Source organism: Pseudomonas sp. IT-P294 (assembly GCF_949767865.1).
Taxonomy (GTDB): domain Bacteria; phylum Pseudomonadota; class Gammaproteobacteria; order Pseudomonadales; family Pseudomonadaceae; genus Aquipseudomonas.
Window position 1 is genome coordinate 41,582 of record NZ_CATKQW010000056.1, and the last position, 14,545, is coordinate 56,126.

Annotated in this window: 12 protein-coding genes; 8 read left to right on the top strand and 4 right to left on the bottom strand. The window is 58.7% G+C overall.

Translation table 11 applies throughout. From position 1 onward, the window contains the following. The first annotated feature begins 70 nt into the window (after positions 1-70). The 5 genes from pilB to yacG are packed head-to-tail and all read left to right on the top strand — an operon-like array spanning position 71 to position 4,682. Positions 71-1,771 (top strand): type IV-A pilus assembly ATPase PilB, encoded by a 1,701-nt coding sequence (gene pilB / locus ACM6I0_RS26235; RefSeq protein WP_414923632.1) that lies wholly within the window; start codon positions 71-73, stop codon positions 1,769-1,771. A 2-nt stretch (positions 1,772-1,773) separates the two neighbouring features. Continuing rightward, positions 1,774-2,991, top strand: a complete 1,218-nt coding sequence (locus tag ACM6I0_RS26240) for a type II secretion system F family protein (protein ID WP_414923633.1) — start codon at positions 1,774-1,776, stop codon at positions 2,989-2,991. A gap of 1 nt (position 2,992) precedes the next feature. Next, positions 2,993-3,865, top strand: a complete 873-nt coding sequence (locus ACM6I0_RS26245) for a prepilin peptidase (protein WP_414923634.1) — start codon at positions 2,993-2,995, stop codon at positions 3,863-3,865. Beyond that, the gene (gene coaE, locus ACM6I0_RS26250; RefSeq protein WP_414923635.1) at positions 3,862-4,485 is read left to right on the top strand and encodes a dephospho-CoA kinase; all 624 of its coding nucleotides are present in this window, start codon (positions 3,862-3,864) and stop codon (positions 4,483-4,485) included. The genes ACM6I0_RS26245 and coaE overlap by 4 nt, the downstream gene beginning before the upstream one ends. Next, positions 4,482-4,682 carry a DNA gyrase inhibitor YacG gene (gene yacG / locus ACM6I0_RS26255; protein ID WP_222588489.1) on the top strand — a complete coding sequence of 67 codons (201 nt, stop codon included), beginning with the start codon at positions 4,482-4,484 and terminating at the stop codon, positions 4,680-4,682. Before coaE ends, yacG begins: the two co-directional genes overlap by 4 nt. A 4-nt stretch (positions 4,683-4,686) precedes the next feature. Here yacG and ACM6I0_RS26260 read toward each other — a convergent pair whose 3' ends face one another. The 4 genes from ACM6I0_RS26260 to ACM6I0_RS26275 form a co-directional block, all read right to left on the bottom strand. Then, entirely contained in the window at positions 4,687-4,902 is a 216-nt protein-coding gene (locus ACM6I0_RS26260) for a hypothetical protein (RefSeq protein ID WP_222588490.1), read from the bottom strand. A gap of 63 nt (positions 4,903-4,965) precedes the next feature. After that, entirely contained in the window at positions 4,966-5,655 is a 690-nt protein-coding gene (locus ACM6I0_RS26265; RefSeq protein ID WP_414923636.1) for an energy-coupling factor ABC transporter permease, read from the bottom strand. 190 nt (positions 5,656-5,845) lie between these two features. Further along, positions 5,846-6,508 (bottom strand): hypothetical protein, encoded by a 663-nt coding sequence (locus ACM6I0_RS26270; RefSeq protein ID WP_414923637.1) that lies wholly within the window; start codon positions 6,506-6,508, stop codon positions 5,846-5,848. Positions 6,509-6,573: 65 nt separating this feature from the next. Next, a complete protein-coding gene (locus tag ACM6I0_RS26275; protein WP_414923638.1) occupies positions 6,574-8,295 on the bottom strand; it encodes a SulP family inorganic anion transporter in 1,722 nt (573 codons plus the stop codon). A gap of 486 nt (positions 8,296-8,781) precedes the next feature. Between ACM6I0_RS26275 and ACM6I0_RS26280 the strand changes: the two genes are divergently transcribed. Genes ACM6I0_RS26280 through ACM6I0_RS26290 form a run of 3 tightly spaced genes read left to right on the top strand, consistent with a single transcriptional unit; the run spans position 8,782 to position 14,499 of the window. After that, on the top strand, positions 8,782-9,858 hold the full coding sequence (locus ACM6I0_RS26280) for an efflux RND transporter periplasmic adaptor subunit (protein ID WP_414923639.1): 1,077 nt from the start codon (positions 8,782-8,784) through the stop codon (positions 9,856-9,858). After that, the gene (locus ACM6I0_RS26285) at positions 9,855-13,064 is read left to right on the top strand and encodes an efflux RND transporter permease subunit (protein WP_414923640.1); all 3,210 of its coding nucleotides are present in this window, start codon (positions 9,855-9,857) and stop codon (positions 13,062-13,064) included. The genes ACM6I0_RS26280 and ACM6I0_RS26285 overlap by 4 nt, the downstream gene beginning before the upstream one ends. 1 nt (position 13,065) lies before the next feature. After that, positions 13,066-14,499: an efflux transporter outer membrane subunit gene (locus ACM6I0_RS26290; protein ID WP_285432567.1), complete on the top strand. Its 1,434-nt coding sequence runs from the start codon at positions 13,066-13,068 to the stop codon at positions 14,497-14,499. Positions 14,500-14,545: the final 46 nt, after the last annotated feature.

The window sequence follows — 14,545 nt, forward strand, 5'->3', positions numbered from 1 at the left end:
TGACACCCGTGGTTTGGCTCAGCTCGTTGACTAGGCTATAAGTCATGAACTGTCTGCGTCCGGTATCCCAATGAATGACATCGCCCTTAGCGGTCTGGCCAAGCAATTGGTCCTGGCCGAGCTGCTCACTGAACAAAGCGCGCAACAGGCGTATCAGCAAGCTCAACGCAGCAAAATCTCACTGGTCAATTACCTGGTGCAGAACAAACTGGTGAAGAGCCAGCAGGTTGCCGAGATCGCCTGCGAGCACTTCGGCATGGCGCTGCTCGACCTCAACTGCCTGGACAAGGAAACCCAGCCACGAGGGCTGGTGAGCGAAAAGCTGGTTCGCCAGCACCACGTCCTGCCCCTGTGGCGACGCGGCAACAAACTGTTCGTGGGCGTTTCCGACCCGACCAACCAGCAAGCCATCAATGACATCCAGTTCAGTACCGGGTTAACCACCGAAGCCATTCTGGTGGAGGACGACAAGCTCGTCGACGCCATCGATAAATTCTTCGACAACCATTCCACCGGCCTCGAGGACATGGCGGATGTAGACCTTGACGGCGTGGACACCGAGTCAGTCGATGACAACAAGAGAGACTCCATCGCCGGTCAAGATGCCGATGACGCTCCGGTGGTGCGCTTCGTTCACAAGATGCTGCTCGACGCGATCAAAAGCGGCTCTTCCGATTTGCATTTCGAGCCCTACGAAAAATCCTACCGGGTGCGGATGCGTACCGACGGCATGCTGCGCGAAGTCGCCAAGCCGCCGATTCAACTGGCCAGTCGTATTGCGGCACGGTTGAAAGTCATGGCCAGCCTCGACATCTCCGAGCGGCGCAAACCTCAGGACGGGCGGATCAAGATGCGCTTGTCCAAGACCAAGTCCATCGACTTCCGGGTCAATACCCTGCCGACCCTGTGGGGCGAGAAGGTGGTGATCCGGATCCTCGACCCGTCCAGCGCACAGATGGGCATCGACGCCCTCGGCTATGAACCCGAGCAGAAAGACCTGTACATGGCCGCGCTGAAACAGCCACAGGGGATGATCCTGGTCACCGGCCCCACCGGTTCGGGCAAAACGGTATCGCTCTACACCGGCCTGAATATCCTCAACACCGTGGACATCAACATTTCCACCGCCGAAGACCCGGTGGAGATCAACATGGAAGGCATCAACCAGGTCAACGTCAATCCGAAACAGGGACTGGATTTCGCCCAGGCCCTGCGTTCGTTTCTGCGTCAGGACCCGGACGTCATCATGGTCGGCGAAATCCGCGACCTCGAAACCGCCGAAATTGCCATCAAGGCCGCCCAGACCGGACACATGGTGCTTTCCACCCTGCACACCAACAGCGCCGCCGAAACCCTGACCCGCTTGCACAACATGGGCATTCAGGGTTTCAACATCGCCACGTCGGTCACCCTGATCATTGCCCAGCGACTGGCGCGCAAACTGTGCAGCCATTGCAAGAGGCCCATCGAGATTCCCCGCGAGGCGCTGCTCAAGGAAGGTTTCCCCGAGGAACGCATCGGCTCGTTCACGATCTATGAACCGGTCGGTTGCGACCAGTGCAACGGCGGCTACAAAGGCCGCGTGGGGATTTATGAAGTGGTGAAGAACACCCCGGATCTGCAACGCCTGATCATGGCCGAAGGCAACTCGCTGGAAATCGATATCCAGATGCGCAAGGACGGTTTCAACGACCTGCGCACTTCCGGCCTGATCAAGGCCATGCAAGGCGTCACCAGTCTTGAAGAAATCAATCGGGTCACCAAGGACTGAACATGGCGGTCAAAGCGGCAAAAACAAGCGTCTACGCCTGGGAGGGCACGGACAGGAAAGGCACCAGGATGACCGGCGAGTTGAGCGGTCAGAACCCCGCGTTGATCAAGGCCCAGTTACGCAAGCAGGGCATCAATCCGGGAAAGGTGCGCAAGAAATCCGCCTCGATCTTCAGTTTTGGCAACCGTATCAAGGCTCAGGAAATCGCCCTGTTTACCCGGCAGATGGCGACCATGATGAAAGCCGGCGTGCCGTTGTTGCAGTCGTTCGACATCATTGGTGAGGGTTTCGATAACCCGGCCATGCGCAAACTGGTGGATGAGGTGAAACAGGAAGTCGCGGCCGGTAACAGCTTCGCGGCGTCCTTGCGTAAAAAGCCGCAGTATTTCGATGAGCTCTACTGCAACCTCGTCGACGCCGGAGAGCAGGCGGGTGCCCTGGACACACTGCTGGAACGGGTGGCGACCTATAAGGAAAAGAGCGAAAGCCTCAAGGCCAAGATCAAGAAAGCCATGACCTACCCGCTGGCAGTGGTGTTTGTGGCGATCATCGTCACCGGCATTCTGCTGGTCAAGGTGGTGCCGCAGTTCGAATCCGTGTTCAAAGGCTTTGGCGCCGAGTTGCCGGCCTTCACGGTCATGGTCATCAGGCTGTCGGAGTTCATGCAAGCGTGGTGGTGGGTGATGCTCGGCGTGCTGATCGCGACCGTATTCGGTGTGCGCCGCGCCTTCAAGACGTCCGAGGCCTTTCGGGACAGAATGGACACCTGGCTGCTGAAACTGCCGTTGATTGGCACGCTCATGTACAAGTCTGCCGTGGCCCGTTACGCCCGCACGCTGTCGACCACCTTCGCCGCCGGCGTGCCGCTGGTCGAGGCTCTGGAATCAGTGGCTGGGGCCACCGGCAACATCGTGTTCAAGCGAGCGGTCCTGCGGATCAAACAGGACGTGTCGACCGGCATGCAGCTGAATTTTTCCATGCGCACTTCCGGCATTTTTCCCAGCATGGCTATTCAGCTGACCGCCATTGGCGAAGAATCAGGTGCCCTCGACGACATGCTGGACAAGGTCGCGAGTTTCTACGAGGACGAAGTGGACAACATGGTCGACAACCTGACCAGCCTGATGGAACCGTTCATCATGGTGGTGCTGGGTGTTGTCGTCGGTGGCCTGGTCGTCGCGATGTACCTGCCTATCTTCCAACTCGGCTCAGCGATCTGACATGCCCTTGAACGATATTCTGACCTTCTACCCGCTGGTGTTCGTGGTCATCGCATTGGCGGTGGGGCTGCTGGTGGGAAGCTTCCTCAATGTGCTGGTCTGGCGCCTGCCGAAAATGCTCGACCGCGAATGGCGGCTGCAAGCCCGTGATGTGCTGGGCGTGCCCCAGGAAGTCCCCGGCCCGACCTATAACCTGATGCTGCCGCATTCTCAATGCCCACATTGCAACCATCGCATTCGCGCGTGGGAAAACATACCGCTGCTCAGTTATGTCTTTTTGCGGGGGCGATGCTCAAGCTGTGCCGCACCGATCAGCAAGCGCTATCCACTGACCGAACTGGCCTGCGGCCTGCTTTCGGCGTTTATCGCCTGGCATTTCGGTTTCGGCTGGCAAGCCTGCCTGCTGATGGTCCTGACCTGGGGCCTGCTGGCGATGAGCCTGATCGATGCCGAACATCAACTGCTGCCGGATGTGCTAGTGCTGCCGCTGCTGTGGCTGGGATTGATCGTCAACAGCTTCGGGCTGTTCGTGTCCTTGCATGAAGCCTTGTGGGGCGCGGTGGCCGGTTATCTGACATTGTGGTTGGTGTTCTGGCTGTTCAAACTGATCACCGGCAAGGACGGCATCGGCCAAGGAGATTTCAAGTTACTGGCGATGCTCGGGGCCTGGGGCGGCTGGCAAATGTTGCCGTTGACGCTCCTGCTGTCATCGCTGGTGGGGGCCGTTATCGGGGTCATTCTGCTGCGCTTGCGCCAGGCGAAAACCTCGACACCAATACCCTTCGGCCCCTTTCTGGCGATTGCCGGCTGGATTGCCTTGCTCTGGGGTGGTCAAATAACCGACTTCTATTGGCAGTTTGTCGGTTTGAAATGAATACCCCTGTGGAAAAACCCTGGATTCTTGGCTTGACCGGCGGCATCGGCAGCGGCAAAAGCGCGGCGGCCCAGCACTTCATCGACCTGGGCGTGCACGTGGTCGACGCCGATCATGCGGCGCGCTGGGTGGTGGAACCGGGTCGCCCGGCGCTGGCCAGCATCGCTGAGCATTTCGGCCCCGGCGTGTTGCTAGCCGATGGACAACTGGATCGCGCAGCGCTGCGCAAACTGATCTTCGAGGTGCCCGAGGAACGCCGTTGGCTTGAGGCGTTGCTGCATCCGCTGATCGCCAAGGAAATCGCCAAGCATCTGGCCAAGGCACAATCGCCTTACGCGATTCTGGTTTCGCCGTTGCTGATCGAATCCGGGCAGTCCGCCATGACCCAACGGGTCTTGGTGATAGATGCACCGGAACAGCTACAGATCGAACGCACCCTGCAGCGCGACCAGACGAACGAGCAACAGGTCCAGGCGATCCTCAAGGCCCAGTCCAGCCGCCAGGACCGCGTGAGCCATGCCGACGATGTGGTGGTCAACGACCGCGACCTCGCCTGGCTGCACAGCGAGGTCGAACGCCTGCATCACTTTTACCTAACTTTGCGTGGAGGCCAGTCATGAGCCAGACCCCAACCGTCAATTGCCCAACCTGTGGCGCTCCTGTTGAATGGGTCGCCAGCAACGTCAATCGGCCGTTCTGCTCGGATCGCTGCAAGCTGATCGACCTCGGCGCCTGGGCGTCGGAAGAACACAAGATTCCGGTCGCCCCGGATGCCGAGGATGAAATGTTTTCCGGGGATTTCGACCCGCGTCACTGATGACTCAAGGTCGCATAAATCCGTACTCCTGGCTGTCATCGAGGTTTTCCGCCAGAAAACTCAACTCATCGGCCAGGTCTTCGAGACTGCGCACTGCCTTGCTCTGCTGCACCACCGCACTGAGCAAGGCGCGCAGGCTCAGCCCCGGATCGAACCCCACCTCCTGCGCCGCATCCAGACTTTGACGCACCTCTTGCCTTGCCCATTCGTAGACACTCATTTCAATGCTCCTGTAGGTTTTGCAGAGCATGAAAGCATCAGCGTTTTATGGATTTGATGTGGGTCAAGACTTGGGATCGTCGTCTTTCCAGGGCGCCGAGAGGTAGCGGGTGCGGTTGAACGTTTCCAGCCATTCCGGACTGAACACCACCAGCGCGCTGACAATCATTCCGTTGATAAACGCTTCCGGGAAAATCAGCAGCCACAGATAGCCGACAAAATCTTCGAGCCAGTAAGGCATGGCAAAACGTTCGTCAAACCACAGCAACGTGAGCGCCAGCAGAAGGCACAGCAGCGCCGACAACGCTGCCGCAAAGAAACCGGAAACGAAGATATACACAAAGGGATTTCGCGGCTGCGCGCGCTCCACGAGGATCGCACAGCACTCAGTGACCAACACCGGCAGCAAAATGAACAGAGCGCCATTGACCCCGACAGCCGCCAGGTCCTGACGCCCGAGCAACACCAACCCGGCTTGCGCCACCAACCCGCCGATGATCGCCAGCGGCCAATCCAGCAGCAAGGTCACCGCCGTCATGCCGATGAAGTGGTAAGACACACCCGTGTCGAAATCACGGCGTACCAGCCACAGCATAAACAGGGCGAACACCGTACCGAACAGCAAATGCTGACGGCGGCTGTCACTGAACAGCTCAACCCAGGGCGCGCGGCAGAGGGCCCAGAGCAGCACGGGCACATACATCAACCAGCCGACCGTCAGGGTTTGCGGTGACAGCAGCTCGGCACCGATCATGGCCGGGCCTTCTCCAGCGCCTGGGTCCACAAAGGCAGAAGACTGAGCAGCAACACTGGCCAATATTTCACGTTCATCCCCTTGTTGAATCGCTTGTGCTTTATGGCCAACAGTCTACACCGCCCACTTCGGCAGCCCAGTAACGCCCTTTACCGGTAAACGTTTTGTGCTTTTCGCAGGGGCGTTGCGCTCATCCGCCGAGCGCGATGATCGCGGTGATTAAAACGGCCCCGGTGACCGCCATCGCCAAACCACCTTGCCACGGTTTTGCGCCGGCGTACTTGGCGAGTATCCAGCCAGCAAGGAAGAGCACTGCGAGTCCGACAACATTGGACACGCGTACTGCGAGCGCCGTCTCCTCAACGAGTAGAAACGGCACCACCAGCGGGAATGTAGAGAGCACTACCAACAGAAAAACGCCAACTGCTCCCATGAAATCATCCAGGCCGAGGCGCGGCGGCAAGGGCGTGGATGAATGCTTGACCATACGGCAGCGCAGGGATTCCAGCGCATCGGTGTCGATCAAGGACGAGAAGCGCGGTGGTAACGCCTCAGCAATCAGCGCTTGCCCGGCGGTGGGGTCGGCCGTGGCAAATAAACGTGTGAGCAACGTACGATTGCGTGTGCGCTCGATCAGCGTGCGCAATAAATACATCACGGCGTCCGCAAGTCCCCAGGCGAGGTTACAACCCAACGCGGCGATCATCATCGTACGTTCCGCCTCCTCGCCAGCGGTCGCCACGCTGATTGTTCCAGTGAAGGTCATTGCCATGAGCAGGCCGAAGATGACTTCCGTGACACGATCGACCGGATCAAGTACACGAGCCCGCTTTGGCTTTCCAGTACTTTGCATGCACTCATCCTCCCCCTGCCTGTGACAGGGATGCCCATCGCGTAAATCACGAGTCCCAGGACCGATTAAGCCTGGTAACTCGCAACCACTTGCTCAAGGTTTGAAAACATTCGTGTCTGGCTCAGCTCTGCCAAGGGCGAATGCATCATCATGGCCGATACAGTGGGGTTCATGCCGACCAGCAACAGTGTCACGCCTTGATCGCGCATTCGGCGCTCAGCTTCTATGAGCATTTTGAGCGCGGTGTATTCCAGATCGAAAACACCCGTGAAATCGATAGCCACGACGCGAGGTTTCGCCTCGACGATCAATGCCTGTAGTTTTTGTCCGACTCTCTCGGCATTGGCGAAGAAAATCCGGCCTTCGGGGCGCAGTAAAAGCAAATCGCAGAATTGCTCATCGAGGGGATTAGCGTCGCTCTTGGGGCGAAAGATGTTGGTTCCTGGCTTGCGAACCATGACATAGACCGGCGGGTCGGAACCCTGATGAGCCAAGGCCAGAAGTGACACGATTATTGCGACGACGATGCCTTGCAATGTTCCAAGGATCATGACTCCTAACGTTGCGACAACTGCCCAAATAAACTCTGTACGGCGGACCTTGAGAATTTCTTGAAACTCGGAAGGCTGAACAAGCCCGACTGAATAGACGATGACCACGGCAGCCAAGGTGGCATTGGGCATCAAGCCGATATAGGGGGCCAGTAACAGGCAGGTACCGAATGCCAAAATGGCTGTGATCAATCCCGCCAACTGCGTGTTGGCCCCGGCCAGCCGATTCACCGCCGTCTGCGTCGTTCCCCCTCCGGCGGTCATGGCGCCGAGGAAAGCTCCCCCGATGTTGGCCATGCCGGTCACGATCAATTCCCGGCTTGCTTGAGGCGAAGGTTCATCATTGCGACTGAAGGCACGCCCCGCAGCAATGGTTTCGGTAAAACTCATCAGCGCGATGCCCGCCGCAGAAGGCCAGAGCTGCGTCACTAGCCCCCACGCGGGCAACGTCACGGCGGGTAACCCTGTTGGAACATGACCGACAACCGAAACACCATGGTGATCCAGACCCAACAAGCTCACTCCGGCAATCCCGATGGCTACCGCTGCCAATGGCGCAGGTATGGCCGGAGTAAAGCGTTTCATGCTGATCAGGATAAGCACCATGAGCGCCCCGACCGCGACAGTCGGTAACGACGCATCAGGGATACCCTGCAACGTGACCAACACGTTATGGAAGAAGCCGCCCTTATCGATATGAATGCCGATGAGTTTGGGAATCTGATCGAGCACTATGACGACGCCGATTCCTGCCTTGAATCCAACCAGTACGGGCTCGGAGATAAAGCTGGCGACAAAGCCCATGCGCAAAATCCCCGCCAGTACGAGGAATCCCCCTACCAGCAGGGTCAATGTGGCTGAGGCCATCATCAAGTCTGCGCCGGAGGCGCCAACCTGTGCGAGTGCCGAGCCAGCAAGGATGGCGAGTGTCGTAGTCGTACTGAAACTGAGCGGCCGCGACGATCCGAGCAGGGCATAAATCAGCGTCGGCACCATGACCGTATACAGCCCGACCTGCACCGGCAGACCCGCAATGGTGGCGTACGCCAGCGCTTTGGGTATGACCACAGCCGCAGCGGTCAGACCTGCAACCGTATCGCCTTTGAGCCAGGCCTGCCGATAGTTGCTCACCCATTCAGGTACTGGCGTACGCGAGCCGCTGCTCGAATGCCCAAGCGCAACGTGAGAGGGGTCAATCCGTTGGGGTTCATTCGGTCCAGAGGGGCGCTGGCTCATTGAATACTCCCGAGCGAAATTGCATTCAGCAACTCATCCTTACGGATTCAGTATGGAAACGCAGCGGGTGTCGTGATTTGCGTTAAATCAACTTTTCGTCGCGCGGGTAATTCCCGAACCGTTTCACTTCAAGTATCTGGCTATAAGCATTGATCAATTTGATCGCGATTCGAAATATTGCCGATGTATCAGCTTTCGCTGTAACGGGCTGCCGGGCTGTCCCTTTGCGTACAGTTGATATTTGTCAGAAATGCCATCTTCCAGGGGTGTTAGCTTTTTAATAAGAAATGGCTACTTTATAAGAAATGCCTGCGTATCCATTCGAATAACCTATACGGGCATGGGAGGGGCGCGGGCGTGAATATAAATAATGCCAGACAGCCTGCCGGCTTTTCATTTGCCCTTGTTTTGGCGGCTTTGAGCCTGCTTTATGGCTGCGGCAAAGAACCGGTCTCACCGGCACGCAAGCCGCCTGAAGTAACCGTCATGACGGTCACTGCCCGAGACACGCCAGTATCCTTCGAATTCGTCGCTCAGACCCAGAGCTCCCGCGAGGTAGAAATACGTGCTCGCGTGGCCGGATTCCTGGATAAGCGGCTGTACACCGAAGGCGATCTGGTGAAGGCAGGGCAGACGCTGTTCCAGATGGACCGTAAACCCTTTGAGGCCGCGTTGGTGTCGGCTCAGGGGCAACTGGCCCAACAACAGGCCCGTTGGGAAGTGGCCAAGTCGACGCTGGCCCGAGTCCGCCCACTGGCAGCGCAGAATGCGGTCAGCAAGATGGACCTGGACAACGCCGTCGGCAACGAGCGTGAGACCCATGCCGCCGTATTGGCAGCAGAGGGTAATGTACGCACCGAGCAGTTGAACCTCAGTTACACCACCATCACCTCTCCCCTCACGGGGCTTTCAAGCTATGCCAAAAAACAGGAAGGCAGTTATGTGACGCCCGGTGAGTCGGGGCTGCTGACGTCCGTGTCACAGATGGACCCGATGTACGTCAACTTCAGTCTCTCGGAAAATGAAACCCTGAAGTACCGCGACGAAATCGCCGCCGGTCATCTTGTTTTCCCGCCACGAAGTGAATTTGTCGTTGAAGTGGTCTTGGCCGACGGCACCGTGGTGCCCAACACTGGCAAGGTGAATTTCCTGGCGCCTTCCTATAGCCAGGACACCGGCACCTTCCTGGTTCGGGCCGTGCTCGCCAACCCGAATGGCCAGCTCCGTCCCGGTCAGTTTGTAAGGGCCCTGGCCAAAGGCGCCTCCCGGCCCAACGCCATTCTTGTGCCACAAAAGGCGGTACTGGAAGGTGCCAAGAGCCACTTCGTCTGGGTCCTCAATGCCGAAGGCAAACCCGAGCAACGGGTGGTCGAAGTGGGTGACTGGCAAGGTGACAATTGGTTCATCAACAAAGGCCTGCGGGCGGGCGAGCGCATCGTCGTCGATGGCGCGATCAGGGTCACGCCGGGCGGGCCATTGAATATCGTCGATACCCCTGGCGCCGCCTCCACGAACGCAGCCAATGGGCAACCGGTAAAAGCCAATGGCGGGGAACGCCAATGAGCATTTCCCACTATTGCATCGACCGGCCGATCTTCGCCTCGGTGATCTCCATCATCATCACCCTGGCCGGTGCAGTGGCCATGCTCAAACTACCCGTTGCGCAGTACCCGGACATCACCCCGCCGCAGATTACAGTAGCAGCGACTTACCCCGGCGCGGATGCACAGGTCGTGGCCAACAACGTGGCCGCGCCCATCGAGCAGCAAGTCAACGGCGCCGACAACATGATCTACATGAACTCGTCGAGTTCGGCGACGGGCAACATGACCCTCAACGTTTTCTTCGAGATCGGCACCGATCCGTCGCTGGCCCAGGTCGATGTTCAGAACCGGGTCAATCTGGCCTTGCCGCAATTGCCCTCCGCCGTGCAGAGCCAGGGCATTCAGGTACAGAAAAAATCCTCGGCGTTCATGATGGTGCTTGCCGTGTATTCCGCTGGCGAACGCTACGACAGCACCTACGTCGCCAACTACGCCAACCTCTATATCCTCGATGCGATCAAGCGGATTCCGGGGGCGAACCAGGCCAGCATCTTCGGCACGCCCGACTATGCCATGCGGATCTGGCTCAAGCCTGACCGCATGGCCCAGTTGGGCATCACTGCTGCTGACGTACAGAGATCCGTAGCCAATCAGAACCAACAGTTCGCCGTGGGCCGGGTCGGTCAGTCGCCAACGGGGCAACCTGTCGAGCAGTCTTTTGCGGTGACTACCAAGGGACGTCTGACCGAGCCTTCGGAATTCGAGAACATTATCTTGCGCGCCAGCAACGATGGCGCGGCCATCGTTCGACTCAAGGACGTCGGACGCGCGGAGCTTGGGCAAAAAGACTATTCCCTGCGCAGCACTTATCAGGGCCGGCCGGCGACACTGATTGCCGTGTATCAGCAACCCGGCGCCAACGCCCTCGACGTATCCGCGGCGGTGACCAAGACCTTGGCAGATATGAAGGCCACGTTTCCCGAGGGCATCGAATACAAGATCGTGATGGACACCACGGCCTTTACCCGCGCTTCGATTTCCGAGGTGATCCACACCTTCTTCGAAGCTTTGGTGCTGGTGGTCATCGTGGTTTACATCTTCCTGCAGAGCCTGCGTGCCACGCTCATCCCGGTGCTGGCGGTGCCGGTATCGATTGTCGGCACGTTCATCGGCATGTCCGCCCTCGGGTTTTCGGTGAATATGCTGACGCTGTTCGGCATGGTGTTGGCGATCGGTATCGTGGTGGACGACGCGATCGTGGTGATCGAAAACGTCGAACGCAACATGCATGTGCACAAGATGACGCCCAAGGACGCGGCGAAACGGGCAATGGATGAAGTGGCAGGTCCCGTGGTGGCCATCGTGCTGGTGCTGTGTGCGGTGTTCATTCCGGTGGCCTTCATGGGTGGTATCACCGGTCAGCTGTACAAACAGTTCGCGATCACCATCGCCATTTCCGTGGTGATTTCCGGTCTGGTCGCCCTGACCCTCTCCCCCGCCCTCGCCGCCCTGCTGCTCAAGCCGCAGCATGGGGACAAGAACGCCTTTTTCCGCTGGTTCGAACGCAACTTCGAGCGCATGACCGAGGGCTACTCACGCTCGGTGGCCTTCATGATCAAGCGCTTCGTCCTGGCGTTGCTGCTCTTCGCCGGGATGATCGTGCTGATCCTGTTGATGGGGCAGCGCATTCCCAGTGCGTTCCTGCCACCGGAGGATCAGGGCTACTTGCTTGGCGCCGTGATCATGCCCGACGCCGCCAGCCTCGATCGCACCGGTGACGTGGGCAAAGTGGCCAGTGACTTTTTCATGAACGACGAGGCCGTCGAAGGCGTTGCCATCGTTAATGGCTACAGCCTGCTCGACGGACAGAACAAGAACAATGCCGGGGCGTTTTTCGTCGGCTTCAAGGATTTCGAGGGACGCTACAAGGACTCCGAGACCATCAAGGCACAAAGCGCCCCGGCGGTGATTCAGAAAGCCGCGCGTGCGTTTTCCACGGTTCAGGGCGGGATCATTCTGCCGGTCAACCCACCGTCCATTCCCGGCCTCGGCACCACCGGCGGGATGGAGGTCTGGGTTCAGAGCAAGGGTGACGCGAGCATCGATCAACTGGCGGAAATGGTCGCTAATCTGGTGGCGAAGGCCAAGGAGCGTCCGGAACTGGGCGCCATCACCTCCACCTTCAACGTGTTTTCCCGCCAACTGATGGTCGACGTCGACCGGGAAAAAGCGGAGTCCCTGGGTGTACCGGTCGAAGATGTCTACAGCGCCATGCAGACCATGTTCGGCTCGCTGTACGTTTCGCAATTCAACAAATTCAGCCGGCTGTGGCAGGTGATTTTGCAGGCCGAACCGGCTTATCGCTTGAAGGCCGAAGACCTGCGCGAGATTTTCGTGCGCAGCAAAAACCATGACATGGTGCCGCTCAAAGCCTTGCTGACCACCCGTTATGTCACCGGCCCCGACCTGCTGACCCGTTTCAATAACTTCCCGGCGGTCAAACTCACGGCGAACCCGGCGCCCGGCTACAGCTCCGGCCAGGCGCTCAATGCCCTGGAAGAAATCAGCGCGCAAATCATGACCAACGACTACGCGCTGGCCTTGAGTGGCGAGGCGTTCGAAGAGAAAAAGAGCGGTGGTGCCTCCTCCCAGGTGTTCATTTTTGGTCTGGTGATGGTGTTTCTGATTCTCGCGGCGCAATACGAAAAATGGTCGCTGCCCGTGGGCGTGCTGCTGGCGGTGCCATTCGCATTGTTCGGCGCGCTGCTCGCCGTCCTGCTTCGAGGCTTGAGCAACGACGTCTACTTCCAGATCGGCTTGACCATGCTGGTGGCGCTGGCGGCGAAGAACGCCATTTTGATTTTCGAGTTTGCGGTGCTGAACCGCGAAACCGGCATGTCTGCGTACGATGCCGCCATGACTGCGGCGAGGGAACGTCTGCGCCCTATCGTGATGACGTCCCTGGCGTTCATCCTCGGCTGCGTTCCGCTGGCCATTGCTGTTGGTGCTTCCGAAAACAGTCGTCACTCCATCGGGACCGGGGTGATTGGCGGCATGCTGGCGGCGACGGTGATTGCGATCTTCTTCATCCCCCTTTTCTATTACCTGATTGAAAGAATGTTCGGGGAAAAGGACGCCGAGCAAAAGACTGTCAGGCCGGCTGCACCGCCGCAGGCTGCGCAGATTCCCGATGGTGCGGCGCAAAACAGACATGAGGGGGATTGAGATGCGCAAGCCCACCGTCCCTCTGCTGCTGTATCTGTGCCTGGCGGGTTGCATGGTGGGGCCTGACTATAAGCCCCCGAAAATCGACACCCCCGCGGCCTACCGCTACGCGGACAAGGAAGCAAAGAACCTGTCGAACACGTTGTGGTGGGAGCAGTTCCAGGACCCCGTCCTGAATGACCTGATCCGCATCGCGTTGCAAGAAAACAAAGACATCAAGATTGCCGCCGCGCGGGTGGAAGAGTTCCAGGGCCGTTACGGGCAAACCCGTTCACTGTTGTTTCCACAAGTCGGGCTGGGTACCCAGGCGCAACGAAGCCGCTCGCAGCGGGACAACGGCCCGGTGCCGCTGGACCCAACGGTGGATCCGGTGTTCAACAACTACCAGGCCATTCTCAGCGTGAACTGGGAACTGGATATCTGGGGCCGTTTGCGTCGCCTCGACGAATCCGCCCGTGCCGATCTGCTCGCTTCGGAAGAAGGCCGTCGAAGCGTTATCTTGAGCCTGGTGGCGTCGGTAGCATCGAGTTACGTGACGCTGCGCGATCTCGACCGGGAGCTGGAAATCGCCCGCACGACCGCCAAGGTGCGCGGCGATTCTTATGAAATATTCAAACTACGCTTTGGTGCCGGCACCATTTCTGAAATGGAACTGGCACAAAACCAATCCGAGTACGAGCGAACCCTGGCCTCGGTTGCGCAATTCGAACCCTTGGTCGCGCAACAGGAAAACGCCTTGGCCGTACTACTGGGGCGCAACCCCGGGCCGATCATTCGCGGGCGCGACCTGACCCAACTGAATCTGCCATCAGTGCCTGCCGGCTTACCGTCGGACCTGCTTGAGCGGCGACCCGATTTGCGTCAGGCAGAGCTGAATCTTATCTCGGCAAATGCCCAGATCGGCGCGGCCAAGGCCCAGTACTTCCCGACTATTTCCCTGACCGGGTTATTAGGGTCTGCCAGCAACCAACTGTCGAACCTGTTCACCGGGCCCGCTTCAACCTGGTCATACGGTGTGGCCGCAAGCATGCCAATCTTCACTGCCGGCGGCATCGCCGGGCAGGTGAAACAAGCTGAAGCCTTCCAACAACAAACGCTGCTGACGTACCAGCAGGCAATTCAATCGGCGTTCAGGGACGTTGAAAATGCCCTGGTCGCGTCGAGCAAATCCAGAGAGCAGATGACTTACCAGGCAAGGCAGGTCGACGCGCTGCGCACTTACGCCCATTTCGCACGGCAGCGCTATGACAACGGCTACACCAGCTACATCGAAGTGCTGGACGCCGAACGCAGCCTGTTTGACGCCGAGTTGAACTACACCCGCACCCGGGGCTCTGTGTTCACCAACATGATTGATCTGTACAAGGCAACCGGCGGAGGCTGGGTGAGTCAGGCGGACAGCCTGACAGCAACCGCAGCGCAACAGAAACCATGATCAGACAACAGGTAAATCGCTTGATGAGCTTATTGAACCCGTGGCC

Bases quoted from the DNA above. Each gene is read 5' to 3' on its own strand.
- ACM6I0_RS26260 (WP_222588490.1), bottom strand. From the start codon at position 4,902: ATGAGTGTCTACGAATGGGCAAGGCAAGAGGTGCGTCAAAGTCTGGAT.
- ACM6I0_RS26240 (WP_414923633.1), top strand. From the start codon at position 1,774: ATGGCGGTCAAAGCGGCAAAAACAAGCGTCTACGCCTGGGAGGGCACG.
- ACM6I0_RS26285 (WP_414923640.1), top strand. From the start codon at position 9,855: ATGAGCATTTCCCACTATTGCATCGACCGGCCGATCTTCGCCTCGGTG.
- ACM6I0_RS26290 (WP_285432567.1), top strand. From the start codon at position 13,066: ATGCGCAAGCCCACCGTCCCTCTGCTGCTGTATCTGTGCCTGGCGGGT.
- ACM6I0_RS26245 (WP_414923634.1), top strand. From the start codon at position 2,993: ATGCCCTTGAACGATATTCTGACCTTCTACCCGCTGGTGTTCGTGGTC.
- coaE (WP_414923635.1), top strand. From the start codon at position 3,862: ATGAATACCCCTGTGGAAAAACCCTGGATTCTTGGCTTGACCGGCGGC.
- yacG (WP_222588489.1), top strand. From the start codon at position 4,482: ATGAGCCAGACCCCAACCGTCAATTGCCCAACCTGTGGCGCTCCTGTT.
- ACM6I0_RS26275 (WP_414923638.1), bottom strand. From the start codon at position 8,295: ATGAGCCAGCGCCCCTCTGGACCGAATGAACCCCAACGGATTGACCCC.
- ACM6I0_RS26270 (WP_414923637.1), bottom strand. From the start codon at position 6,508: ATGCAAAGTACTGGAAAGCCAAAGCGGGCTCGTGTACTTGATCCGGTC.
- pilB (WP_414923632.1), top strand. From the start codon at position 71: ATGAATGACATCGCCCTTAGCGGTCTGGCCAAGCAATTGGTCCTGGCC.
- ACM6I0_RS26265 (WP_414923636.1), bottom strand. From the start codon at position 5,655: ATGATCGGTGCCGAGCTGCTGTCACCGCAAACCCTGACGGTCGGCTGG.
- ACM6I0_RS26280 (WP_414923639.1), top strand. From the start codon at position 8,782: ATGACGGTCACTGCCCGAGACACGCCAGTATCCTTCGAATTCGTCGCT.